At 72.8% G+C, this 22,867-nt stretch carries 22 protein-coding genes; 15 read left to right on the top strand and 7 right to left on the bottom strand.

Annotated features, from left to right (window positions below; all coding sequences use genetic code 11):
• Nucleotide 1: 1 nt before the first annotated feature.
• A complete protein-coding gene (locus tag ACH4UK_RS23280; RefSeq protein WP_398359120.1) occupies nucleotides 2–664 on the bottom strand; it encodes a TetR/AcrR family transcriptional regulator in 663 nt (220 codons plus the stop codon).
• 217 nt (nucleotides 665–881) lie between these two features.
• Here ACH4UK_RS23280 and ACH4UK_RS23275 point away from each other — a divergent pair, with 217 nt between their 5' ends.
• Nucleotides 882–2,780 carry an RICIN domain-containing protein gene (locus ACH4UK_RS23275; protein ID WP_398359118.1) on the top strand — a complete coding sequence of 633 codons (1,899 nt, stop codon included), beginning with the start codon at nucleotides 882–884 and terminating at the stop codon, nucleotides 2,778–2,780.
• Between the two features lie 97 nt (nucleotides 2,781–2,877).
• Here the strand turns inward: ACH4UK_RS23275 and ACH4UK_RS23270 are convergent, their stop codons facing one another.
• A complete protein-coding gene (locus tag ACH4UK_RS23270) occupies nucleotides 2,878–3,618 on the bottom strand; it encodes an SDR family oxidoreductase (RefSeq protein ID WP_398359116.1) in 741 nt (246 codons plus the stop codon).
• A 151-nt stretch (nucleotides 3,619–3,769) separates the two neighbouring features.
• Here ACH4UK_RS23270 and ACH4UK_RS23265 point away from each other — a divergent pair, with 151 nt between their 5' ends.
• Together ACH4UK_RS23265 and ACH4UK_RS23260 are read left to right on the top strand one after the other, a co-directional pair.
• Nucleotides 3,770–4,246, top strand: coding sequence for an RrF2 family transcriptional regulator (locus ACH4UK_RS23265; protein WP_398359114.1), 477 nt, complete (start codon nucleotides 3,770–3,772; stop codon nucleotides 4,244–4,246).
• 112 nt (nucleotides 4,247–4,358) lie between these two features.
• On the top strand, nucleotides 4,359–4,571 hold the full coding sequence (locus tag ACH4UK_RS23260) for a hypothetical protein (protein ID WP_398359112.1): 213 nt from the start codon (nucleotides 4,359–4,361) through the stop codon (nucleotides 4,569–4,571).
• Between the two features lie 7 nt (nucleotides 4,572–4,578).
• On the opposite strand, the gene ACH4UK_RS23255 is transcribed toward ACH4UK_RS23260, so the two are convergent.
• Nucleotides 4,579–5,025, bottom strand: coding sequence for an SRPBCC family protein (locus ACH4UK_RS23255; RefSeq protein WP_398359110.1), 447 nt, complete (start codon nucleotides 5,023–5,025; stop codon nucleotides 4,579–4,581).
• A 307-nt stretch (nucleotides 5,026–5,332) separates the two neighbouring features.
• Here ACH4UK_RS23255 and yhfZ point away from each other — a divergent pair, with 307 nt between their 5' ends.
• The 10 genes from yhfZ (at nucleotide 5,333) to ACH4UK_RS23205 (ending at nucleotide 16,711) form a co-directional block, all read left to right on the top strand.
• Entirely contained in the window at nucleotides 5,333–6,271 is a 939-nt protein-coding gene (gene yhfZ, locus ACH4UK_RS23250; protein WP_398359108.1) for a GntR family transcriptional regulator YhfZ, read from the top strand.
• 94 nt (nucleotides 6,272–6,365) lie between these two features.
• Nucleotides 6,366–6,740 (top strand): transcriptional antiterminator, encoded by a 375-nt coding sequence (locus tag ACH4UK_RS23245; RefSeq protein WP_398359106.1) that lies wholly within the window; start codon nucleotides 6,366–6,368, stop codon nucleotides 6,738–6,740.
• Between the two features lie 79 nt (nucleotides 6,741–6,819).
• Nucleotides 6,820–7,176, top strand: a complete 357-nt coding sequence (locus tag ACH4UK_RS23240) for a DUF2620 domain-containing protein (protein ID WP_398359104.1) — start codon at nucleotides 6,820–6,822, stop codon at nucleotides 7,174–7,176.
• A 43-nt stretch (nucleotides 7,177–7,219) separates the two neighbouring features.
• The gene (locus ACH4UK_RS23235; RefSeq protein ID WP_398359102.1) at nucleotides 7,220–8,557 is read left to right on the top strand and encodes a YhfT family protein; all 1,338 of its coding nucleotides are present in this window, start codon (nucleotides 7,220–7,222) and stop codon (nucleotides 8,555–8,557) included.
• A 48-nt stretch (nucleotides 8,558–8,605) separates the two neighbouring features.
• Nucleotides 8,606–9,562: a phosphotriesterase gene (locus ACH4UK_RS23230; RefSeq protein ID WP_398359101.1), complete on the top strand. Its 957-nt coding sequence runs from the start codon at nucleotides 8,606–8,608 to the stop codon at nucleotides 9,560–9,562.
• A gap of 1 nt (nucleotide 9,563) precedes the next feature.
• Entirely contained in the window at nucleotides 9,564–10,691 is a 1,128-nt protein-coding gene (locus ACH4UK_RS23225; RefSeq protein ID WP_398359099.1) for an aminotransferase class V-fold PLP-dependent enzyme, read from the top strand.
• A 2-nt stretch (nucleotides 10,692–10,693) separates the two neighbouring features.
• Nucleotides 10,694–11,857 carry an alanine racemase gene (locus ACH4UK_RS23220; RefSeq protein WP_398359097.1) on the top strand — a complete coding sequence of 388 codons (1,164 nt, stop codon included), beginning with the start codon at nucleotides 10,694–10,696 and terminating at the stop codon, nucleotides 11,855–11,857.
• 10 nt (nucleotides 11,858–11,867) lie between these two features.
• Entirely contained in the window at nucleotides 11,868–13,127 is a 1,260-nt protein-coding gene (locus ACH4UK_RS23215; protein WP_398359095.1) for a phosphopentomutase, read from the top strand.
• 163 nt (nucleotides 13,128–13,290) lie between these two features.
• Nucleotides 13,291–15,504: a HelD family protein gene (locus ACH4UK_RS23210; RefSeq protein ID WP_398359261.1), complete on the top strand. Its 2,214-nt coding sequence runs from the start codon at nucleotides 13,291–13,293 to the stop codon at nucleotides 15,502–15,504.
• Nucleotides 15,505–15,586: 82 nt separating this feature from the next.
• Nucleotides 15,587–16,711, top strand: a complete 1,125-nt coding sequence (locus tag ACH4UK_RS23205; protein WP_398359093.1) for an AI-2E family transporter — start codon at nucleotides 15,587–15,589, stop codon at nucleotides 16,709–16,711.
• On the opposite strand, the gene ACH4UK_RS23200 is transcribed toward ACH4UK_RS23205, so the two are convergent.
• Together ACH4UK_RS23200 and ACH4UK_RS23195 are read right to left on the bottom strand one after the other, a co-directional pair.
• Nucleotides 16,708–17,748 (bottom strand): alpha/beta hydrolase, encoded by a 1,041-nt coding sequence (locus tag ACH4UK_RS23200; protein ID WP_398359092.1) that lies wholly within the window; start codon nucleotides 17,746–17,748, stop codon nucleotides 16,708–16,710. The genes ACH4UK_RS23205 and ACH4UK_RS23200 overlap by 4 nt on opposite strands.
• 137 nt (nucleotides 17,749–17,885) lie before the next feature.
• Entirely contained in the window at nucleotides 17,886–18,617 is a 732-nt protein-coding gene (locus tag ACH4UK_RS23195) for a TetR family transcriptional regulator (RefSeq protein ID WP_398359090.1), read from the bottom strand.
• A 60-nt stretch (nucleotides 18,618–18,677) separates the two neighbouring features.
• On the opposite strand from ACH4UK_RS23195, the gene ACH4UK_RS23190 reads away from it, so the two are divergent.
• A complete protein-coding gene (locus ACH4UK_RS23190; protein ID WP_398359088.1) occupies nucleotides 18,678–20,291 on the top strand; it encodes an FAD-binding oxidoreductase in 1,614 nt (537 codons plus the stop codon).
• Between the two features lie 69 nt (nucleotides 20,292–20,360).
• On the opposite strand, the gene ACH4UK_RS23185 is transcribed toward ACH4UK_RS23190, so the two are convergent.
• A complete protein-coding gene (locus ACH4UK_RS23185) occupies nucleotides 20,361–20,999 on the bottom strand; it encodes a hypothetical protein (RefSeq protein ID WP_398359086.1) in 639 nt (212 codons plus the stop codon).
• A 239-nt stretch (nucleotides 21,000–21,238) separates the two neighbouring features.
• A complete protein-coding gene (locus tag ACH4UK_RS23180) occupies nucleotides 21,239–22,354 on the bottom strand; it encodes an NADH:flavin oxidoreductase/NADH oxidase (protein ID WP_398359085.1) in 1,116 nt (371 codons plus the stop codon).
• A gap of 135 nt (nucleotides 22,355–22,489) precedes the next feature.
• Between ACH4UK_RS23180 and ACH4UK_RS23175 the strand changes: the two genes are divergently transcribed.
• Entirely contained in the window at nucleotides 22,490–22,852 is a 363-nt protein-coding gene (locus ACH4UK_RS23175) for an ArsR/SmtB family transcription factor (RefSeq protein WP_398359083.1), read from the top strand.
• Nucleotides 22,853–22,867 lie beyond the last annotated feature (15 nt).

Below are 22,867 nucleotides of genomic sequence, written 5' to 3'. Positions count from 1 at the left end.
GTCAGCCGACGGCGGCCGGGCCGAAACGGTCGGGGGCGAGGGTCGCCAGCAGCGAGGTGACCACGAGATCGGTCGAGGCGGCCATGTCCACGGATTCCGGTGACAGCAGCCACTGGACCTGCAGGCCGTCCATGACCGCGATGATCGCGTTGGCCGCGTCGCGGGTCAGGTCCGCCTGCTCGGCGGGCAGCTCGCAGGCCTCGCGCAGGGCGTCGGCGACGAAGGCGCGCAGCCCGTCGTAGCGGTCGCGGAAGTAGTCCTGGGCGGGGTGGTCGTCGGTGACGGACTCCGCCGAGAGCACCGCGTACAGCCGGACGATGCCCTCGCGCTCGGCGTTGCGCAGCGCGGTGTTCACCAGGTGGCGCAGGAACTCCAGCCCCTGGGGGCGGTCGGGGCCGAGCTGCTCGATGTCCCGCTGGTCGCGCAGTTCGAGCACGCTGGTGAGGAGCAGGGCCTTGGAGCGGAAGTAGTGCAGCACTCCGGCCTGCGTGAGTCCGACGCGGTCCGCGATCTCGGCGAGCGAGGCGTTGTTGTAGCCACGGGCGGCGAAGGTGTCCATGGCGATGGCCAGGATGTCCTGCTGTCGCTGCCGGGCTTCGGGGCTGCGCGGCGTACGGGGCTTGGCCGGGCGGCGCGTCTGTCTGCCCACTGACTGATTGCTCACCGGTTCACCTTAAGCCTGCCGGAGGCCCGGGGAAGATCTTCGGGGCGGCGGGGAAGAACACCGGAGCAGACTACTTACTAACCACTTAGTGGGTGTGCTTTCATGCCGTTGTCCCGCCCTCTTGTGACCGGCACGCCCGGAGCGAGGCGTCCGCCGCGCCCTCCGCCGGCCGGGGTGCCGCCTGTCAGCAGGTACGAACCCAAGGAGAGCCGCAACCATGCCAAGCTCCACTCCCCTGCGTTTCAGAGCGCGCGCGGCAGGCGCCGCGCTCGTCGTGACCGTCGCCGCACTCGGTGTCAACGGCGCCGTCGGAACCGCCCGTGCGGCCGACCCGGCCGCCCAGGTGTGGGTCACCACGCCCGACGGCTCCAAGAAGCTCACCCCGGACGGGAGCGTCCCCTTCACCGGGACCCCGCAGCCGGTGGACATCCGCATCGACGCGGGCAGCAAGGGCCAGAGGTTCACCGGCGCGGGGGCCTCGGTGACGGGCGCCTCCGCCCATCTCCTGCAGAGCCTCCCCCAGGCGCAGCGCACCACGGTGCTGAAGTCGCTCTTCTCCACGGAGGGCGACGGCATCGGGCTCAACTACCTGCGCCAGCCCCTGGGAAGCACCGACTTCGACGCGAACGGCAACGCGTACACGTACGAGGACACCCGGGGCGCCTTCTCCATCGACCGGGACCGGGACCAGATCATCCCGGTCCTGAAGCAGGCCACCGCCGTCAATCCGGCCATCCGCTTCATGGGCTCACCCTGGTCGCCCCCGGCCTGGATGAAGACGAACAACTCGCTCAACGGCGGCAGCCTGCGGACCGAGCACTACCAGGCGTACGCCGACTACCTGGTCAAGGCGATCAGGGCGTACGGGCAGGAGGGCATCACCCTCACGGATCTCACGGCGCAGAACGAGCCGGAGTTCGCGACGAGTTACCCGTCCATGAGCATGACCTCGGCCCAGCAGGCGGACTTCCTGAGGGTCCTGGACGGCGCGCTCACGGCCGCGAACCTGCCGACCGGCATCCTGGCCTACGACCACAACTGGGACCACCCGAACTACCCGCTCGACGTCTTCGCGCGGACGGGCGGCATCCAGCGGATCATCGGGGCCGCGTTCCACTGCTACGGCGGAGCGCCCGCGGCGCAGAAGCAGATCGCCGACGCCGGGAAGCGGGTCTTCTTCACCGAGTGCTCCGGCACCGACAGCGAGAACCCCGCGACCACGTTCGGCGACACGCTCAAGTGGCACACCGAGAACCTCGTCGTGCAGAACATGCGCAACGGCGGCGAGACGGTCATCAACTGGAACCTCGCCCTCGATCAGAACGGCGGGCCCCACCAGGGGCACTGCACCAACCGCTGCAACGGCATCGTCGAGATCAACGGCGGCCAGGTGACCCGCAACGCCGAGTTCTACGTCCTGGGCCATGTCTCCAAGTTCGTCCGGGCCGGCGCGGTCCGGATCGGCTCCACCAGCCAGGGCGCCGGAGGGGTGCAGAACGTCGCCTTCGAGAACAGCGACGGCAGCCGCGCGGCCGTGGTCGTCAACACCGCTTCCGGGTCGCAGCGGTTCTCGCTGACCGACAACGGCAAGTCACTCGCGTACACCCTGCCCGCCGGGGCCGTCGCCACCTTCACCTGGGACGGGACCGGCGGAACGACGGACCCGCCCGCGGGCTCCATCGACCCCGCCGCCTGGTACCAGGTGCGCAACGACCACAGCGGGGCCTGCCTCGACGCCGCCGACTGGGGTACGGACAACGGCACCGCGCTGCAGCAGTGGGCCTGCGGGACCGGGGCCAACCAGGGCTGGCAGTTCAGGCCGACCGACGGCGGCCACTACCAGGTGGTGAACCGGCACAACGCGAAGGCCTGGGACGTCGACGGCGGATCCGGGGCCACCGCCGACGGCACCAGGGTCCATCTGTGGTCGTACGAGGGCGGCGTCAACCAGCAGTGGCGGCCGGAGGCCCTGACCGGCAACGGGCAGTACCGCTTCGTCGCCCGCCACAGCGGCAAATGCCTCGCCGTCGACGACTCCTCGACGGCCGACGGGGCCCGGCTCTCGCAGCAGTCCTGCTCCGGCTCCGCGGCCCAGGCGTTCACCCTGGCCGGCTGACGCGGCCACGGGGGAACACCGGTACGGCAGGGGCCCTCGTTCCGCGTCGCGTCGTCGCGGCGCGGAACGGGGACCGCCCGGCCGCACCGCGTCCGGGTCAGGCGTGCCGCGCCAGCCAGTCGGCGTAACCGGTGGGGGCGATGCGCGCTTCGCCGTTCGGGGTGAGGACGTCGCCCTTGACCGCGCCGAACATCCCGGCGGTGTCGTCGGTGGTCACGGAGCGGCTGTCGCCCCGGGCGCGGAGCGTGATCCGGCCCAGTTCGTCCAGCGGGTAGGCGTCGGGCCCGGCAAGCTCGACCGTGCCCCGCAGCGGCGGGCCGGACGCGACCTCGGCGACGGTCGCGGCGACGTCGGCGGCGGCGACGGGCTGGAGCCGGGTGCGCGGGAGGCGCACGGTGTCGCCGTCGGCGGTCCAGGACAGGACGGCGTCGATGAACTCCATGAACTGCGTGGCGCGCACGATGGAGTAGGGCACCGGGCCCGACTTGAGGATGTCCTCCTGGAGGGTCTTGGCCCGGTAGTAGTCCAGTTGGGGCACCTGGTCGACGCCGACGATCGACAGGACGACGAAGTGCCCGACGTCCGCCGCGCGGGCGGCGGCGACGAGGTTGTCCATCGAGGTCCGGAAGAACACCGGCGAGGCGTCGTCGAACGTCGGCGAGTTGGTCAGATTGACGACCACGTCCGCACCGGCGAGGGCGGCGTCCAGGCCTTCGCCGGTGATCACGTCCACTCCGGTGGACAGGGAGTGGGGTACCGCGCGGTGACCGGACGCTTCGAGATCCCGCACCACCTGGGATCCGATCAGTCCGGTTCCGCCGATGACGGCAATGTTCATGGCTCTGCCCTTCCTCGATCACGTGTCGCGTCCGGCTTCCGGGGGCATCGCCGCCACCCGTCACCAAACGCGGACATCTCTTGTCCGAGACACTACTCGGATACGAGCTGTCCGGGTATCGGGGGCCGTGGATTAGAGTGAAGAAGTGAAAATGTCTGGTGGCGTCGAGTGGGCACTGCACTGTTGCGTCGTGCTGACCTCGACCGAAGAACCCGCGCCGGCCGCGCGGCTGGCGGAGCTGCACGACGTCTCACCCAGCTACCTCGCCAAGCAGTTGCAGGCCCTCTCGCGGGCCGGACTCGTCCAGTCGGTCCAGGGCAAGGCCGGCGGCTACGTCCTCACCCGCTCCCCCGGCCTCATCACCGTGCTCGACGTCGTCGAGGCGGTCGACGGCCCGGGGCCCGCGTTCGTCTGCACCGAGATCCGGCAGCGCGGCCCGATGGCCACTCCCCCGGAAGCCTGCACCGCTCCCTGCGCCATCAACCGCGCCATGGGCCGGGCCGAGGCCGCCTGGCGGGAGGCCCTCCGCTCGATCACGGTCGCCGACCTCGCCGCCGACGTCACCTCCGACTACGGGCCCGGCGCGCTCGGCCGGATCAGCACCTGGCTGGCCCCGGACAGCGCGTAGCGGCGAGCGCCCGCGCCGACACCCCCGCGATCGGGCGCGCCGGAGCCCGCCCACGGCGCACACGCCCTCATATGCTTCGCCTTCTGCCTGTTCGCCCGCTTCAGGAGGCTCCGTGCCGGCTCGCACCCTGTACTGCTCCACGTGTGATTCCGATGAGAAGCACCGCTCCCTCACCCCCGGCGAGAAGACCTGGCTCAGGGGCCGGACGGGCCGCCGCAGCGTCGAGGAGTTCTTCATCTGCGAGGCGCCGGACTGCCGCAATGTGCGCAGCGGTTTCAACAAGCACCCGTTCGACCCCGTGATCCGGGTCCCCCTGCCGGACTGACGCCGGCTCAGGGCGCCTCGACGGCCTTCTTGATGCGCTGCCCGAAGGCCGGTGCGTCCTTGCGTGCCGCGCTTCCCGCGAAACCGACCAGCAGCTTGCCGACTCCGTGGCCCTCCAGCACGTTGAAGAGCCTCACGTGCGTGCCGCCGTCCGGCGTGCGTTCCAGGTCGTAGCCGCCCTCCGCCGCGGTGACGAGGTTCTTGGACTGCTCGTGCCAGCGGATACGGGTCGGGGCGACCAGCTCGCCGATCTCGAAGTCGCGGCGGGACGTCATGCCCGCGTCCTTGACCGTGCTGCGGAAGACGGTGCCGACGCGGGTCGGGCCGTTCGGCGCCTTCTCGATGCGCTGTACCCGTGGGCTGAACTCGGGGTCGTGCTCGCCGTCCGCGAGGTAGGCGAAGACCTCCTCGATGGGGCGGTCGATGTCGACCGTGGCTTCGAACTGTGTGCTCATAGCGCTCTCCGGTCTGGTGGGACGCGACGGCGCATTCCGACCGGAACAGTGAGGTGATGCCGCGTCAGAAGGGCGGCGCACACGGGAGGGAACGACGGGAACGGCTACCGGTCGGGGAGGTGACCGCGGTCAGCGCGTCGCCCCGACCACGCTACCGGACCCGGGCGGTGTCAGCCTGTCGGCGGACCCCGGCAGACCCCGGCGGACCCCGGCAGACCCCGGCGGCGGGGCCGGGGCGGGGCGCGCGGCGAGGGCCCGGGGACGGCGACCCTTGTCAGTATCCAGAATCCTGTTTACTGTTTGATTCGTGAACGACCTCGACGACCGCTTCCTCACCCGCAACGGCCTCGCCGCCCGGCAGCTGGCCATCCTGCTCCTGCACCACGAGCCGGACACCCGCCTGCCGCGCGTGCGCGACTTCGCGCAGGAGCTGGGCTGCGGCAACGGAACCGTCCAGGCCGCCCTCCAACTACTGGAGGACTCCGGGGCGATCGCCACGACCGCGCGCGGCCACCTGGGGACCTTCCTGGTCCGTTCGGACCGCACCGTCCTGTGGCGGCTGTCCGGACTCGGCACCCTGCTCGCGGCCATGCCACTCCCCTACTCACGCAGGTACGAGGGGTTGGCGACCGGGCTGCGCAGCGCCTTCGAGGAGGCGGGCGCGCCGTTCGCGATCACGTTCATGCGGGGCGCCGGGGCCCGGACCGCCGCCCTGCTGGAGGGCAAGGTCGACCTGGTGGTGCTGTCGCGCTTCGCCGCCGACCAGCTGATCGCCGAGCATCCGGTGGAGCTCGTGGCCGACCTCGGCCCCGCCACCTACGTCGGGGCGCACGGCATGCTCGTACGGCACGGGGCCGACCTGGCCGCGCCGGGGCTCCGGGTGGCGATCGACCACGCCTCGGAGGATCTGCGCATGCTCGTGGAGCGGGTGTTCGCCGGCCGGGAGGACATCGAGTGGCGGGAGGCCTCCTACATGCAGCTGCACGACCTGTTCGCCCGGGACGAGGTGGACGCGACCGTCTGGAATCTCGACGAGGCGCGGGACCGGCTCGGGGTGGGCGTCGACGTGCTGCCGCTCGGCGACGAGGTCACCCGGGAGCTGGCGCTGCGCAACTCCACCGCGGCCCTGATCGGCCGGGCCGAGGGAGCGAAGGCGCTCGCCGCCGTCCGCGAGTCGCTCGACCTGTCGACGGTGACGCGGCTGCAGAGTGAAGTGCTGCGGGGTGAGCGCGTCCCCTCGTACTGACCGATCGCCCCTGCGGGCAGGAACCCAGAATTCCGGAGCGCCGTACGCCTTCAAAATACAGAATCCTGGTTATTGTTGATTGAGGAGGATCACCATGGACGACCAGCTCGCACTGCGGGTCCAGCTCTTCCGCGAAGGCGGTCGGATCAAACCCGAGGTCGTCGATTTCGTCGCCGCCGAACTGACCGCCCTGGAAGCCGAGGGACACATCGTCACCGAGGCGACGGCGGGCATGCTGACCAGCCACCTCATGATGGCGATCGGCCGCCTGCTGGACGGCGAGCCGATCGAGCAGTTCCTCACCGACGACCAGGTCGCCGCCGAGCTGGCCGGTCACCCGGAAGCGGTCGCCCGCGCCCGCGCGGTCGCCGCACGGGCCGAGCGGAAACTGGGGGCCGCGCTCCCCGCATCCGAGATCAACTTCCTCGGCATGCACCTGGCCGTACTGGCCCGGCAGCCCCCGCCCTGACCGCTCCCGGCGTCCCGCTCCCGGCACGTCACCCCCTCCGTACCGCACCCCGCAGGAACACGCAGAAAGCAGATCAGCCATGACGAAGATCCTCACCGGTGGAGTCGGCAAGGTCGAGGTCACCCAGGCCATCGGCAGGCTCGGCATCGACTCCCTCGAGATCGTCCCCTCCAGCGACATGGACGCCGCGATGAAACTGCGGGTCGGCCAGGCCGACTACTACCTGGGCACCTGCCACACCGGCGCGGGCGCGTCCCTGGGCGTGCTCGTGGGCCTCATGGGCAGCGCCGCCTGCCACACCTTCGGCCGGAGCGTCCCCAGCGAGGAGGACGTCACCGCCCTGCTCGCCGAGGGCAAGAAGGTCTTCGGCTTCTCGATGGACCAGATCGACGTCATCGCCCCGTTGATGGCCCGCGCCATCGCGGCCCGCGGCTGATCGCAGCCTCCTTCTCATCGTCCCGGGCACCAAGGAGTGACTCGTGAGCACCACCCTCGCCGCCGGCGCCGAACTCGACTTCACGCTGGCCCAGCAACTGACCGTGATAGCCCTCTGCGCGCTCACGGCGTTCATCGCGCACATGGCGCTGGCCGTCTTCAACGACGGCGTGCGCCCCTTCCTGCTGGACTTCATCCAGGGACGCACCACCCGCAGTGCGACCACGGCCGTCTCCTTCGGGCTCTCGGCCGGGTTCATCTTCGGGCTCGGCGCCCCGATGGCCCTGTCCACCGGCGTGCTGAACCCGTGGCTGCTCTTCCTGCCCACGGACATCCTCGGGATGCTGTCGCCGAAGAAGTGGCTCGCCCCGATCCTCGGCGGCGCCTGGGGTGCGGTGGTCGTCTTCGGCCTCAACGGCGCCAACAACGTCGCCCATGACCTCCCGGTCGACTTCCTGACCGCGATGCAGCAGATGTCGACGCCGATCCTGTTCCTGTTCACGCTCTTCCCGGTGCTCGCCATCACCAAGCAGTTCGGCCGCAGGTGGGGCGGGTTCGCGGGCGTCCTCGAACTGGCCCTCGTCGTCATGACCATGAAGCTGTGGCCCAACATGTTCGCCGGGGCGCTGGCCATGGCGGTCGGTGTGCTGATGCTCATCGCTCTCGCCGTCTCCAAGGACGTCAAGCAGCGCCGGACGGACCGGGCGGCGGGCGTCGTGGAGGAGGTGGGGCAGGGGGACGACCCCATGGCGTCCCTCTTCAGCGCCAGCGCGGCCCGGCTGCGCAGGTTCCTGCCGCTGTTCATGGTGCTGGGCGCCGGAGTGTGCGTGCTCGCCCAGATGCACATATTCGGCGGCGGCGAGGCGACCAGCTTCCTGATCGCCAAGGGGCAGTACTCCGAGGCCGCCCAGGTCGACTTCTACCGGGTGTTCGGCTTCATCCCGCTGATCGCCACGACCGCGCTGGCCTCCGGCGCGTACGGCATCGCCGGCTTCACCCTGGTGTACCCGATCGGGTACCTGATGCCGAACCCCTTCCTGGCCGCCGTCGTCGGAGCGCTCGTGTTCGCCGTCGAGGTGCTGGCGCTCTCCTGGATCGGCAAGGTGCTCGGCAGGCTGCCCAGCGTCCGGGACTCCTCGGAGCACCTGCGCAGCGCCATCGGGGACACCCTGCAACTGGCGATCCTGTTCGGTTCGCTGATGGCCGCCAACGTCATGGGCGGCGGGCTCGGCATCCTCGTCGTCGGCGGGCTCTACCTGCTGAACGAGGCGATGGGCCGGCCCGTCGTGCGGATGGCCGCGGCGCCCGCGGCCGTGATCGTCGGCGGCGTCCTGCTCAACATCCTGTACTGGCTGGACCTGTTCACCCCGGTCAAGGGCTGAGACCCGAACGGATCCGGCCGCGCCGTACCCGGAGAAGGAACCCCCACGATGAACCACCCCGCACCCCGCACCCTGCGCACCGTCGCCGGAGAGCTCCCGGCCGCCTCGTTGCGCGGCCCCGCCCTCGCCCACGAGCACCTCGTCCTGGACCTGGACCAGGTGGGCGACGGCGCGGCCGTCCTCGATCCGCGACACCACGCGGCGGCCGTCACCGCCGAACTCACCGCACTGCGACAGGAGTTCGGTCTCTCCCTCGTGATCGAACTGACCTGTCGGGGCATGGGACGCGATGTCCGGACCCTGGCCCGGATCGCCCGGGAGACCGGGGTCGCCGTCGTCGCCGCGACCGGCTGGTACTACGAACCGTTCCACACCCCGGAGGTCGACTCCCACGACGTGGAACAGCTCACCGAGCTCCTCGTCCGGGAGTGCGAGGACGGCATCGACGGCAGCGGCGTCCGGCCCGGCGTCCTCGGCGAGATCGGCAGCCACGGCGACCTCCCCACCGCGCCCGAGACCAAGGTCCTGCGGGCCGGCGCGCGGGCCGCGCTGGCCACCGGGCTCTCCCTCGCCACGCATGCCCAGCTCGGCCGGGGAGGCCTCGCCCAGCTGGAGCTGCTCACCGGCGAGGGCCTGCCCGCCCACCGGGTGAGCATCGGCCACCAGGATCTCCTCGACGACCCGGGGGTCCACCGGGAGCTGGCGGCGAGCGGGGCGTACGTCGCGTTCGACACCGTGGGCAAGGCCTCCTACCAGAGCGACGACACCCGGCTGAGGCTGCTGCTCGCCCTGGTCGAGGCGGGCCACGCGGACCGGGCCCTGCTCAGCTGCGACGTCTCCCGTCACGGCTATCTGCGGAGTGAGGGCGGCCAGGGGTACGGGCACCTCTTCGCGAGCTTCCTGCCCCGGCTGCGGGCGGCCGGGGCCGACGACGACCTGATCGACCTGCTGACCCGCCGCAATCCGCTGCGCTTCCTGACCGGCGCGAACGTGGAGGAGAACTGACATGAGTCCCGCACCCGCACCCGTGCTTCCCCAGACCGTCCCGCTGCCCACGGTGGCCCTGGAGGACGCCGTGGCCCGGCAGTTCCGGCTGCTGGAGGCCACCGCCGCGCACTTCGAGGGCCAGCAGCTGTTCGCCGCCGACGCGGGCGTCGTCCCCGGCCTCGGCCGGCCCCGGACCACCGCCCGCGTCGAGGCCGTCCTCGCGGACTTCTTCGGCGCCGAGGACGCCGCCCTCGTACAGGGCGCGGGCACCGGCGCGATCCGGGCCGCCCTCGACGCCGTCGTACGGGCCGGCGACGATCTGCTGATCCACCGGGCCCCGGTCTACCGCACCACCGAGGTCACGCTCCGGGGCCTCGGCGTACGGACCACGGAGGCGGACTTCAACGACCGTGCGGCACTCGACGCCGCGCTGGCGTCCGGACGGTTCCGGTGGGCGTACGTCCAGCACACCCGGCAGCGGCTCGCCGACTCCTACGATCCGGCCGAGGTCATCGCCGCCTGCCGGGCGGCCGGCGTCCGCACGATCGTGGACGACAACTACGCCGTCATGCGCACCCCCGCCGCCGGGGTCGAACTGGGCGCCGACGCCTCCTGCTTCTCGCTCTTCAAACTCCACGGGCCCGAGGGCGTCGGACTGGTCGTCGGCGCCCGCGACCTGGTCGAGGGCGTCCGCCGCGACAACTACTCCGGCGGCGGGCAGGTCCAGGGCCACCAGGCGCTGGACGCCCTGCGCGCACTCACCCACGTGCCGGTCCTGTGGGCCGTGCAGTCCCGGGTGGGGGCCGAGGTCGCCGAGCGGCTCGCGGCCGGTGAGGTGGCCGGGGTGGCCGAGGTGCGCATCGCCAACGCCCAGGACCGCTGTCTGCTGGTCCGTCTGGACCGGCCGGTCGCCGCGGAGCTGCCCGCGGTCGCCGCACGGTTCGGCGCGGCCCCGTACCCCGTCGGCTCCAACTCGCGCTACGAGATCGCACCGCTGTTCTACCGGATGTCCAGCTCCGCCCTGGACGACGCCCCGGAGCTGGCCGACTGGACGGTGCGCGTCAACCCCATGCGGGCGGGCGCGGACCTCGTCATCGACATCCTGCGCCACGCGCTCGCCGCCCTGAACGACCCGAAGGACCACTGACCGTGTTTCTCGACACCGTGCTCACCCGCAACCCCGAGCTCGTCGACGCCGCGGCTGCCCTGCACCGGGCCGGCGAGATCCCGCCCGACACCTATGTCATGGACCTCGACGCCGTGGAGGCCAACGCCGCGCTGCTGGCGGCCGAGGCCGAACGCCTCGGCATCGGCCTGTGGTTCGTCGTCAAACAGCTCGGCCGCAACCCCGAGCTGATCCGGGCCATCGCCCGGCACATCCCGCGCTCCGCCGCCATCGACGCGGCCGAGGCCCGGACCCTGCACGCGGCCGGGGCGCTGCCGGGCAACCTCGGGCACCTGGTGCAGATCCCCCGGCGGGAGCTGCCCGGCCTGCTGGCCCGGCGCCCGGAGTGCGTGACGGTCTTCGACCTGGCCAACGCCCGTGCCGTCGCGGACGCGGCCTGCGAACTGGGCTTCGTCCAGGACGTGCTGATCCGGCTCGAAGGGGCCGACGGCACCGTCTACCCCGGCCAGGAGGGCGGTGTCCCGCTGGAGCGGCTGGACGCCTTCGCCGAGGCGGCCGAGGCACTTTCGGGCATCCGGATCGCGGGCGTCACCGCCTTCCCGTGCGTGCTGTGCGACCCCGGAACGGGTCTGCCCACCGCGACGGCCACCTTCGACCTGGCGCTCAAGGCCCGCGAGCTCCTCGCCGCACGCGGCCACCGGGACCTCAGGCTGAGCGCGCCCAGCGCCACCTCGATGGCGTCCCTCCCGCTGCTCGCCGAGCGCGGGGCCACGCACGGGGAGCCGGGCCATGCCCTCACCGGCACGACGCCGCTGCACGCGGTGGACCCGGCCCAGCCCGAGAAGCCCGCGTACGTGTACGTCAGCGAGGTCGCCCACACCCTCGACGACGGCCGTCCGGCGCTGTTCGGCGGCGGGTTCTACGCCCGCTCCCACCTCCGCAGCGCCCTGTTGCCGCGCACGGGCGCCCGGCTGGGCGTGCAGGACGCGCCCGCCGAGAACATCGACTACTACCGGCTGCTCGACGCGCCCCCGCCCGGCGCCGACGTCCGGCTCGGGGACACCGCGCTGCTCGCCTTCCGCACCCAGATCTTCGTCACCCGCTCGACCGTTGCCGTCGTCTCCGGACTCGCCTCCGGCACGCCCCGGCTGAACGGGCTCTACGACGCCCAGGGCCGAGCCCTGTAAGGAGCACCTCATGGCCAGGACCGTCATCGTCGTCATCGACGGATTCGGCGTCGGCGCCATGCCCGACGCGGGCGTGCAGCGCCCCGGCGACCTCACCGCCGACACCTGCGGGCACGTCCTCGACCACGCCCGCACCGCGTTCGGCCGGCCGCTGCGGCTCCCGGTGCTCGGGGCGCTGGGCCTCGGCCTGGTCCACCCGCACCGGGACCTGGCGCGCCGCACCCCGCTGCCCGTGGCCGCGGGCCGGGCCGCGCTCGGCTATCCGGGCGCGGACACCTTCGCGGGCCACCAGACCATGATGGGCGCCGACTTCAGCCGGGTGACCGTGGCCCGGCTCGCCGACCACCTCGACGAGGTGACCGACGCGCTCACCGCGGCCGGCCACCGGACCGAGCTGCTGGACGGGGAGCCGTTGCTGCTGGTCGACGGGGCGGTGCTGGTCCACGACAACCTGGAGGCCGACCCGGGGATCAACTGGAACGCCTCCGGCCGCCTGGACGACCTGCCCTTCGACGGGCCGGGCGGGATCCTCGCCGTCGCCCGTACCGTGCGGGCCGTCGCCCCGGTCGCCCGGGTCATCGCGGTGGGCGGGCACGCGGACGGCCCGCTCGCCGGCTTCGTACGCCGTGGTGAGGGGGGCACCGTCGGGCTGGACACCCCGGCCACCGGCCTCTACCGCAACGGCGGCCTGATGGTTCAGCATCTGGGCGCCCCGCTCGACCACACCCGCCAGCTGCCCGGTCTCGCGGCGCGGGCCGGCATCCCGGTCACCCTGGTGGGGAAGGCCGCCGACATCCTGGTGTGCGAACAGGCGGAGCGGCGGCCGGCCGTGGCCACCGCCGACGTCCTGACGCACACCCTGGACGCGGTGCGCGCAGGGGGCGACGCGCTGGTGGTCGCGAACGTCCAGGAGACGGATCTGGCGGGTCATCAGCAGGATTCCGGGCGGTACGGGCAGGTGCTGGAGCAGGTGGACGCGGGGCTCGCCGGGCTCCTGGCGCTGCTCGCGGACCCCGGCGACCGGCTGATCGTCACCGGCGATCACGGCAACGACCCGGCGATCGGGCACGCGCACCACACCCGGGAGTATGTGCCGGTGCTGATCCACCGGCCCGACGGGGCCGGGGTGGAGCTGCTGCCGGACGCGCGCAGTCTCGCCGACGTGGGCGCGACCGCGGCCCGGTCGCTGGCGCTGTCCCCGCGGGACCTGGCGGCCGGCACCCCGCTCCTCGCTGCCGCCCGGCCGCGGGCCGCCGCGTCCGGGCGGTAGTCGCAGCGGAACGAATAATCCCCGGACCGCAATTGCGGTCCGGGGATTATCCCGCGTATATTGAATTCTTCTGCGCTCATGCAGAAAGGCCCCGCTCAGGGGGCCTTATGAGGACGAATATATCTGGCGGGGAGCCGTTTTGTCAAACCGGGAAAGCGACGAATTGCGGGAAGAGCAGGAATTCATCGATCGGCTCCACGCCCGGGTCGACGCCCTGCGCGGCGTGGCGGCCGACGGCGTCGACCGCGCGCTGACGCCGGTGGGCACGGGCCAGCAGGCGCGGCTGGAGCGCGACATCCTCGTCGCGGAGCGCTCGGGTCTGCTGGCCGCGCTCCACGCGGTGGACGGATCGCTCTGTTTCGGCCGCATCGACCGCTCCGACGGGCTCGCGCACCATATCGGCCGTATCGGGATCCGTGAGGACGACACCGAGCGCACTCCTGTTCTGATCGACTGGCGCGCGCCGGTGGCGCGTCCTTTCTATCTCGCCACGGGGCACACGCCGATGGGGCTGCGCCGGCGTCGCCACATCACCACCGAGGGCCGCACGGTCACCGAGCTCCATGACGAGATCCTCGACATCGGGGACCGCGACCGCACCGGTTTCGAGGATCCGAACGGCGACGCGGTGCTGCTCGCGGCGCTCAATTCCGCGCGCACCGGACGCATGGGCGACATCGTGCGGACCATCCAGGCCGAGCAGGACGGCATCATCCGGGCCCCGCACCGCGGCGTCCTCGTCGTCGAGGGCGGCCCCGGCACCGGCAAGACGGCCGTCGCGCTGCACCGGGCCGCGTTCCTGCTCTACGAGCACCGCGAGCTGCTGGCCAAGCGCGCCGTGCTCATCGTGGGTCCCAACCCGGCGTTCCTGCGCTACATCGCGGAGGTGCTTCCCGCGCTCGGCGAGACCGGGGTGCTGCTCGCCACGCAGGCCGAGCTGTTCCCCGGTGTGCACGCCACCGGCACCGACACCCCGCGCGCCGCCGCCGTCAAGGGCGGCGAGCCGATGGCCGAGGCGCTCGCCCTGGCCGTACGGGACCGGCAGCGGCTGCCCGAGCCCGGGGCGGCCGTGGTCGTCCCGCACGAGGACGGCGGGGATCTGATCCTGGACTGGGAGATCGCCTACGAGGCCCGGCAGGCGGCCCGGGACACCCGGCTGCCGCACAATCTCGCCCGCCCGCACTTCGTCTTCCGGGTGATCGACGCCCTCACCGCGCAGCTCGTGGAGCGCATCGGCGCGGACCCCTACGGCGGGCCCAACTTCCTCGGCCCCGACGACGTGGCCCTGCTCGGCCGGGGCGTCGCGCTGAGCCAGGAGGTGCACGCCGCCGTCGACGAGCTGTGGCCGCCGCTGACCCCCGAGGACTTCCTCGCCGACTATCTGGCCGACCCCCTCTACGTACCGGACGAGGACGCCGACGCGATCCGGCGCCCGGCCGCCGCCGGGGCGTGGACCCCCGCCGACGTACCGCTGCTGGACGAGGCGGCCGAGCTGCTCGGCGTCGACGACAGTGCGCAGCGGGCCGCGGCCGAGGCCGCCCGTCAGGAGCGGGTCGGCTACGCGCAGGGTGTGCTGGAGCTGTCACGCGGCTCGGAGAGCTACGAGTTCGAGGACGAGGAGTCCGAGGTCCTCGCCGCCCACGACATCATCGACGCCGAGCGGATGGCGGAGCGGCACGAGGAGGCCGACCACCGCACCGCCGCCGAACGGGCCGCCGCCGACCGCACCTGGGCGTTCGGGCACATCATCGTCGACGAGGCGCAGGAGCTCTCGCCGATGGCGTGGCGGCTGCTGATGCGCCGGGCGCCGACCCGCTCGCTGACCCTGGTCGGCGACCCGGCCCAGACCTCCGAGGAGGCCGGCGTCGGGTCCTGGGAGAAGATTCTTCGGCCGTACGTCGGCGACCGCTTCGAGCACGTCACGCTGGAGGTCAACTACCGTACGCCTGCCGAGATCATGGAGCTGGCCGCCGGGGTCCTGCGGGAGCGGGATCCCTCGTTCACCGCGCCGGTCTCGGTGCGGTCGACCGGCGAGAAGCCGTGGAAGCGGGACGCCGGGGAGGATCTGGCGGGCGCGGTGGCCCGCGCGGTCGTGGAGCTGACGCCCCGGGAGGGACGCCTCGCGGTGATCGCGCCGCGTGCGCTGCACGAGGAGATCGCCGCCCCGCTGGACGGGGTCGCCGCGGGTGAGGCCCCCGACCTCACGCGGACGGTGGTGCTGCTGGATCCGCGTCAGGCCAAGGGGCTCGAGTTCGACCATGTGCTGGTGGTGGAGCCCGCCGGGTTCGGGAGGAGCGATCTGTATGTGGCGCTCACCCGTGCCACCCAGCGTCTGGGCATCGTCCATCGGGAGGAACTGCCCCCGGCGTTGCGCTGACGGAGCCGGGCGGCCCCCTCGCCGTGGTCGGCGGGCCGAGGCCGTGGCCGGAACACGGTGGGCGAAGCCATAGGGTAACGCCATGTCTTCGCCATTGAGTTCGACAAAGACCGCGGCTGCTCTCCGCACGTCGGCGCGGGTCTCCGCAGAGATGCTGCTGGTCCTCGTGGCGGCGGCGGTCGCGCTGTGGGTGCTGGGCCGGATGTGGTCGGTCGTATGGCCGCTGATAGTCGGTCTGTTCCTCACCACGCTGACCTGGCCGCTCGCCCGTTTCCTGCGCCGGCTCGGCTGGTGGCCCTCGCTCGCCGCGTCGGTGGTGACGGTGTTCTCCCTGCTCGTGGGGGCGGGCATCGTGGCGCTGATCGCGGTGCCGGTGGCCGGTGAGTCCGGGGAGCTGGCCGACGGGGTGATCGAGGGCATCGACAAGGTCCGCGCGTGGGCGGCCGGTCCGCCGCTGAACATCGGCGACGACCAGATCACCGGCGCCCTCGACACCGCGACCGCCAAGCTCCAGGACAGTGTCGGCAGCGTGGTCACCACCGCCGTCACCGGGGTGAGCACCGTGGTCAACGGCCTGGTCACAGCGGTTCTGGCGATCTTCCTGATGTTCTTCTTCCTCAAGGACGGCCCGCGCTTCCTGCCGTGGCTCACCCGTCAGCTTCCCGGCCGTCTCGCCACCGACGTCCCCGAGGTGGCCTCCCGCTGCTGGGACACCCTGGGCGCGTTCGTGCGGTCGCAGGCGTTCGTCGGTCTGCTGGACGCGGTCTTCATCGGGCTCGGCCTGTGGATCCTGGGGGTGCCGCTGGTTCTGCCGCTGGCGGTGCTGACTTTCGTCTGCGCGTTCGTGCCGATCGTGGGGGCGCTGTTCGCCGGATTCGTGGCGGTGGTCATCGCGTTGGTCTCGAACGGACCGATGGACGCCCTGATCGTGCTGGCGATCATCGTCGTGGTGCAGCAGCTGGAGGGCAATGTGTTCCAGCCCATGATCCAGAGCCGGGGGCTGGGGCTGCACGCGGCCACGATCCTGCTCGCCGTGACGCTGGGCGGCAGCCTGGCCGGCGTGGTGGGGAGCCTGCTCGCCGTGCCGGTGGCGGCGCTGCTCGGGGTGGTCTGGAACTATCTCCGCGAGCAGCTCGTGGAGGAGCCGCGTCAGCCGGAGGCGGCGGATCCGGCCGACGGGGCCGGCAGCGCGCCGGCCCCGGCCTAGTCTCCCCCGCCTGGACGTCCCTCCGGCCCGAGGTTGCGCAGCAGCGCCGGCAGCGCGCTGCGCAACTCGCGCTCCCAGTACGGCGGTGAGTGGGTGCCCCGGTAGAAGTGCGTGGTGACCGGCACCCCGTGGGCCCGCAGCCGGGAGGCGACCGCCCGGTTCTCCGCCGCCATGATGGCCTCGGTCGGGGAGAGGACGTCCGACGGGAAGGGGTCGCCGGGGTCCTCGAGCCCCGGGACGTGCGGGTCGGGCTCCGTACCCGGCGGGTCCAGCACTCCCGCCCGGCCGTCGCCGCTGGAGAGGTGCACCTCGACGCCGCGCAGCCGCTCCGGCCGGTAGAACGGGTCGTGGTCCTGCCAGATCCGCCGCTGGGCCACCGGGTCGCCCCACAGCGCCAGCCGGTCGAGCCCCAGGTAGTCCAGTCCCGCCCGGACCGCGCGGGGGTGCTGGAGCGGATGGACGTAGCCGCTGAAGCCCGCCACCGCGCGGAACAGTCCGGGGTGACGGGCCGCGTACGCCAGGGCACCGAAGCCGCCCTGCGACTCCCCCGCCGCGACCCGCCGGTCTCCCGCCCCGTAGCCGCGCTCCAACAGCGGGCGCACCTCGGCGAGATGGAAGCTCTCCACGCGCGGCGCACCACCCTCGCCGTGGTTCCACCAGTCGCTGTAGAAGCCGAAGAGCGGCATCGACGGCATGACCACGAGCACGTCGCGCAGCTGCGGGAGCCGGTCCACCGCGTAGTCCTCGGTCCACGCCTCGGGGTCTCCGTGGCCGCCCGCCAGCAAGTACAGGACCGGCCACCGCTCGCCGCGCCCGCGTTCTTCCCAGCCGTCGGGGGTGAGCAGCCGGACGGTCGCGGTTCCGTCCAACGCCGTCGACCGCACGGTCAGTTCGAGCAGCCGCTCGCCGATCCAGCGCTCCGCCGTGACCCTGATCCCCGGGGGCCCGTCCCCGTGCGCGGCCGTTGCCGCCGCCGTACCGGGGACGAGCAGCAGCAGGGCCACGGCCCAGGCGACCGCCCTTCGCAGAGCTCTCATCACCACAACCTCCCGACGCCCTCGGGCGGACTTCGCCCGGGAATTCGGACGGTACGGAGCGAGGCGGGCGGGCGGCATCCTCCGCGGGGAGTCGGCCCGTACGCCCCCGGGAGCAGGGGGAGGCCGGCGGGGCGGGTTCAGTGCGGGGCGCGGATCGCGGTCAGGAGCCTGGCGCAGCGTGCGGCCATCTCCGTGGCGGACTGCTCCGGGTGGGAGATCCACCAGCCGACGAGCGCGCCGACCGTGCCGGTCCACACCTGCTTCAGCGCGTCGGCGTCCAGCGAGTCCTCGTTGCCCTGTCCGCGCAGGACCTGGGCCGTGCCGGACGCGGCGAGGCCGTCGATGGCCGCGCGGTGGGCGCGGGCGGCGGTGTGCAGCTCGGAGCCGGGCTCCAGGGTCCGGTCGTACAGCACGAACCAGGCTTCCCGCTGCTCCTCCAGGACGTCGAAGACGGCCGCCAGCACGCGCGGGGGAACGCGCGCGTCGTCCGGTCCCGCGCCGGGCGGATCCGGCGTCATGGCGTCCTCGATCGCGGAGACGAGCCGGGGCGCGATGTGCTCCAGGCAGGCGAGGTAGAGCCCGTCCTTGGAGCCGAAGTAGGTGTACAGCATCGGCTTGGTCACTCCCACGCGCCGGGCGATCGAGGCCATCGACGCGGTGGCGTGTCCGCGCCGGCCGAACTCCTCCATGGCGGCGGCGAGGATCTGCGCCTCGCGCCGCGCCCGGGGGACCCCTTTCGTCCCGGCGCCGGGGACCGCGCCGGATCGGGTCCGGCGCGGCCCGGACGGGGGCGGAGCGGACTCGGACGCGGCCGGAACGGACTCGGACGGGGGCGGAGCGGCGGGTGACGAACCTCTTGCCGTGTTCATGCCTGGACTATACGTTGCAGTAAATTACCCTGAGGTAAATTACTGGAAGGTCATACGCTCATGGCGGACCGCACCTCCCCCTCGCGCGGGGCCGACGCCACCCCCACCCGGTCCTGGTGGGGCTGGGGCGACCCCGGCCGGGCGCTGCCGGACGCCGAGTGCCTCGCGCTCGCGGCGCTGGTTCCCGGGGCCGCCGGCACCGCGCTGCCCGTCCCCTCCATCGCCTCCCTGGAACTGCCGCCCGTCCGGGTGAGCGCACCCCGCGCGCTCACCCATCTCGTCTCCGACGACAGGGCCGACCGCGCGGCCCACACCTACGGCAAGGCCTTCCGCGACGTCGTCCGCGCGCTGCACGGCGACCTGGCGGCGGCCCCGGATCTCGTCGCCTTCCCCCAGGACGAGCGGGACGTGGTGGATCTCCTGGACTGGGCAGCCGGGTCGGACGTCGCCGTGATCCCGTACGGGGCGGGCAGTTCGGTCGTCGGCGGGGTCGAGTACCGCGCCGGAGACCACACCGGCGTCCTCTCGATGGACCTCTCGGGCATGGGCCGGGTGCTGGAGACCGACCGGGTCGGCCGGTCCGCGCGGATCCAGGCGGGGGCCCTCGGGCCGGGCCTGGAGGCGCAGTTGAGGCCGCACGGGCTGACGTTGCGGCACTTTCCGCAGAGCTTCGAGTTCTCGACCCTCGGCGGCTGGCTCGCCACCCGGGCGGGCGGGCACTACGCCACCCATCACACGCACATCGACGACCTGACCGCCTCGCTGCGCGTGGTCACGCCCTCGGGGGTGAGCGAGTCGCTGCGCCTGCCGGGTTCGGGGGCCGGGCCGTCCCCGGACCGGCTCTTCCTCGGTTCGGAGGGCACCCTCGGGATCATCACGGAGGCGTGGATGCGGCTTCAGGACCGCCCCGTCCACAAGGCGTCGGCCTCGGTGGTGTTCGACCGCTTCCCCGCCGCGGTGGACGCCGTCCGCGCCATCGCGCAGGCGGGCCTGTACCCGGCCAACTGCCGTCTGCTCGACCCGGGCGAGGCCGCGCTGTCGGGGGTGGCGGGCGGGGGCCGGAGCGTCCTGGTGCTGGGCGTCGAGTCGGCGCACCACCCGGTGGACGGCAGGCTCGCCGAACTCGTCGCCCTGGCCCGCGACCACGGCGGCTCCCCCGCCGACGGATCCCCCGCCTCGGGCGGCTCCGCCGCGGGCGTCTGGCGTTCGGCGTTCCTGCGGATGCCGTACGTCCGGGACGGGCTGGCCCGGATGAGCGTGATCAGCGAGACGTTCGAGACGGCCTGCACCTGGGACCGGTTCCCGGAGCTGTACGAGGCGGTGCGCCGGGACGTGGGGGCCGCCGTCCGCTCGGCGACCGGCACGGAGGGTCTGATCAACTGCCGTTTCACACACGTCTACCCGGACGGGCCCGCCCCCTATTTCACGGTGATCGCCCCGGGCGGGCGCGGGTCGGAGGTCGCCATGTGGGACGAGATCAAGGCGGCGGCGATGCGGACGCTCGGCGAGCACCGGGCGACCGTCACCCATCACCACGCGGTGGGACGCGACCACCGGCCCGGATACGACCGGCAGCGCCCGGAGCCGTTCGCGCAGGTGCTGCGCGCCGCCAAGCGGACCCTGGACCCGGCCGGAATCCTCAATCCGGGCGTGCTGTTCGACGCGGCGGGATGACCGGCGTGCGCGGCGGCTCGCCCCTCGAACCCCCCTCGCCCGCAGGGGGATCGGCGCGGGCCGCGGCGGTCAGCTCTCCGGTTTGATCTTCGAGGCCAGGGAGAACAGCCCCGCCGTCGCCGCGATGAACCCTCCGGCCAGTTCTTCGTAGCCCTGGAAGTAGCTGATCGGGACGGCGACGGCGCAGGCCGCCCCGGCCAGGCCCATGAAGCCTCCGACCAGGCGTCGCAAGCGGCTGGGCGTGGGAGGGCGATGGGGGCTCGACGGGTTTCCCCAGTAGGGGAAGGGCCCCGGCCTGGGCTTCCAGCCCTCATCCCGGAGGCGGATGAACTCCGGGTGGTGACGGGCGTGGCCCAGGCGGTGGGGCGCCAGGCGCCGCCACGGCAGCCGACCGTGCCTCATGGCGATCCAGGTGAGCGCCGGCAGGCAGGCCACGGCCGCCCAGATCGCCGCGCCCGTCCGCTCCGCGGTCGAGGCCGGGAGTATGCCGAGGAGCCGGTCCAGCTGCCCGCCGGCGGCGTAGGCGATCAGGGCGGCGAGGGCGAGCCCCGCAGCGGTCTGCTCGATCTGATGCCCGGTGTGACAGCGGGAACAGCGGGGCACCTCCACGACTGCCCGGCGCCAGGTGGTGCGCAGGACGACGATCCATGGGGTCATGCGGGTGTCGGCGCCCCGGTGCAGGCCCAGAAGACGGTCGTGCCACGACACCGGGGTCGCGTCCCCGCAGAACCAGCACGCTCGCACCACGTCTTCCCCCGCCCCCTGCCCCGTCCCGTGGATCCGTCCGGCAGGCCGCGGGCGCCGAACCGCCCCCCTGCGAGCCGGGCTTCGGCCTTCGCCGGGGGTGCGGCAGTTCGTCAGCGTTCCCGTAGTTCCGGGTCCCCGTCAAGGGGAAGCCGCCAGGACCGCCCGAGGCGGGGGGGCGGGAGGCGGTTCCCGGCGGGCGGTCAGGCCTTGGCGGTGCGGCGCACCAGGGCGTAGCCGTACGGGTCGGGCCAGCGGGGTCCGGCCGCCAGGGCGTCGGCGGCGCGGTGGGCCCAGTGCGGATCGCGCAGCATCTCGCGGCCGATCATGACGGCGTCGGCCTGCCCCGTGGCGACGATCTCCTCGGCCTGCGCGGGGTCCAGGATCAGGCCGACGGCGGAGGTGGGGAGGCCGGTCGCGCGCCGGACCTGATCGGCGAAGGGCACCTGGTAGCCGGGGTGCGCGGAGATCGCGGCGTCGCGGACGAGGCCGCCGGTGGAGACGTCGAGCAGGTCCACGCCGTGGGCGGTCAGCTCCTTGGCCAGGCGTACGGTGTCGTCGCCGGTCCAGCCCTCGCGCGGGTCCTCGGGGTTCTCGGTCAGCCAGTCGGTGGCCGAGGTGCGGAAGAGGACCGGCAGATCGTCGGGCCACACCGCGCGGACGGCGTCGACCACCTGGAGCGGGAAGCGCAGCCGGTTCTCCCAGCTGCCGCCGTAGGCGTCGGTGCGGTGGTTGGCGGCCGGGGAGAGGAAGGAGTTGATCAGGTAGCCGTGCGCGCCGTGGATCTCGACGACCCGGAAGCCGGCGGCGAGGGCCCGCTCGGCGGCCGCCGCGAAGTCGTGCACCAGCTGCTGGATCTCGCCCTCGGTGAGCTCGTGCGGCACGGGCAGGCCCGCGAACGCGACGGCGCTGGGGGCGACGGCCGTCCAGCCGCCCTCGGCCTCGGGCACGTGGCGGTCGGCGAGCCAGGGCCTGTCGGTGGAGGCCTTGCGCCCGGCGTGGGCGAGTTGGATGGCGGGGATCGATCCGTGCGAGGTGATCGCCGCGGCGATCCGGGTGAAGGCCTCCTGCTGGCGGTCGTTCCACAGGCCCAGGTCCCACGGGCTGATCCGGCCGTCCGGGCGCACACCGGTGGCCTCCGCCATCACGAGCCCGGCGCCCCCGGCGGCCCGGCCGGCCAGGTGAGTGAGGTGGAAGTCCGTCGGAACGCCCGCCTCCGGCCCGTCGGAGGCCGCGGAGTACATGCACATCGGAGACATCCACACACGGTTGGGGATCTCCAGGGACCGCAGGTTCAGGGGCGTGAACAGAGCACTCACCGGTACGTCTCCTCAAGGTCGGGGCGTCACCGCGGGGCAGCGACACCGATGGCAGTACGATAGGCATCGTAGTACGCCGCTTGTCAAACTACGACGAGTTTCGTACTTTGGAACCGGACCCCGAGGAGGCCCCCCATGCCCACCGCCGACCGCGGACCCGCGTCCGGGCGACAGCTCGCCCATCCCCAGCGGGAGGAGATCCGCCTGGAGGCGGTGCTGCACGCCCTGGCCGACCCCATCCGGCTGCGCATCACGCGCGAGCTGGCGGACGGACACAGCGACATGGCCTGTATCGCGTTCGACCTTCCGGTGACCAAGTCCACCACCACCCACCACTTCAAGGTGCTGCGCGAGGCCGGAGTGATCCGCCAGCACTACGAGGGGACCTCCCGCATGAGCCGACTGCGCGAGGACGACCTCCAGGCGCGCTTCCCGGGGCTGCTGCCGGCCGTCCTGGAGGGCGCGCGGCGGTCGGCCGGCGTGGCGGACCCGGTGTGAGAACGCGTCCGCCCC

This window comes from Streptomyces sp. NPDC020884, assembly GCF_044333935.1.
Classification (GTDB): Bacteria; Actinomycetota; Actinomycetes; order Streptomycetales; family Streptomycetaceae; genus Streptomyces.
Note: the sequence above shows the minus strand (reverse complement) of the source record. Positions and strands in the feature narration are given on the sequence as shown.

Excerpts from the sequence above, each read along its gene's own strand:
- ACH4UK_RS23195 (WP_398359090.1), bottom strand. The coding sequence starts at position 18,617 with ATGAACACGGCAAGAGGTTCGTCACCCGCCGCTCCGCCCCCGTCCGAG.
- ACH4UK_RS23265 (WP_398359114.1), top strand. The coding sequence starts at position 3,770 with ATGTCTGGTGGCGTCGAGTGGGCACTGCACTGTTGCGTCGTGCTGACC.
- ACH4UK_RS23200 (WP_398359092.1), bottom strand. The coding sequence starts at position 17,748 with ATGAGAGCTCTGCGAAGGGCGGTCGCCTGGGCCGTGGCCCTGCTGCTG.
- ACH4UK_RS23225 (WP_398359099.1), top strand. The coding sequence starts at position 9,564 with ATGAGTCCCGCACCCGCACCCGTGCTTCCCCAGACCGTCCCGCTGCCC.
- ACH4UK_RS23175 (WP_398359083.1), top strand. The coding sequence starts at position 22,490 with ATGCCCACCGCCGACCGCGGACCCGCGTCCGGGCGACAGCTCGCCCAT.
- ACH4UK_RS23240 (WP_398359104.1), top strand. The coding sequence starts at position 6,820 with ATGACGAAGATCCTCACCGGTGGAGTCGGCAAGGTCGAGGTCACCCAG.
- ACH4UK_RS23190 (WP_398359088.1), top strand. The coding sequence starts at position 18,678 with ATGGCGGACCGCACCTCCCCCTCGCGCGGGGCCGACGCCACCCCCACC.
- ACH4UK_RS23270 (WP_398359116.1), bottom strand. The coding sequence starts at position 3,618 with ATGAACATTGCCGTCATCGGCGGAACCGGACTGATCGGATCCCAGGTG.
- ACH4UK_RS23275 (WP_398359118.1), top strand. The coding sequence starts at position 882 with ATGCCAAGCTCCACTCCCCTGCGTTTCAGAGCGCGCGCGGCAGGCGCC.
- ACH4UK_RS23255 (WP_398359110.1), bottom strand. The coding sequence starts at position 5,025 with ATGAGCACACAGTTCGAAGCCACGGTCGACATCGACCGCCCCATCGAG.
- ACH4UK_RS23215 (WP_398359095.1), top strand. The coding sequence starts at position 11,868 with ATGGCCAGGACCGTCATCGTCGTCATCGACGGATTCGGCGTCGGCGCC.
- ACH4UK_RS23245 (WP_398359106.1), top strand. The coding sequence starts at position 6,366 with ATGGACGACCAGCTCGCACTGCGGGTCCAGCTCTTCCGCGAAGGCGGT.
- ACH4UK_RS23230 (WP_398359101.1), top strand. The coding sequence starts at position 8,606 with ATGAACCACCCCGCACCCCGCACCCTGCGCACCGTCGCCGGAGAGCTC.
- ACH4UK_RS23205 (WP_398359093.1), top strand. The coding sequence starts at position 15,587 with ATGTCTTCGCCATTGAGTTCGACAAAGACCGCGGCTGCTCTCCGCACG.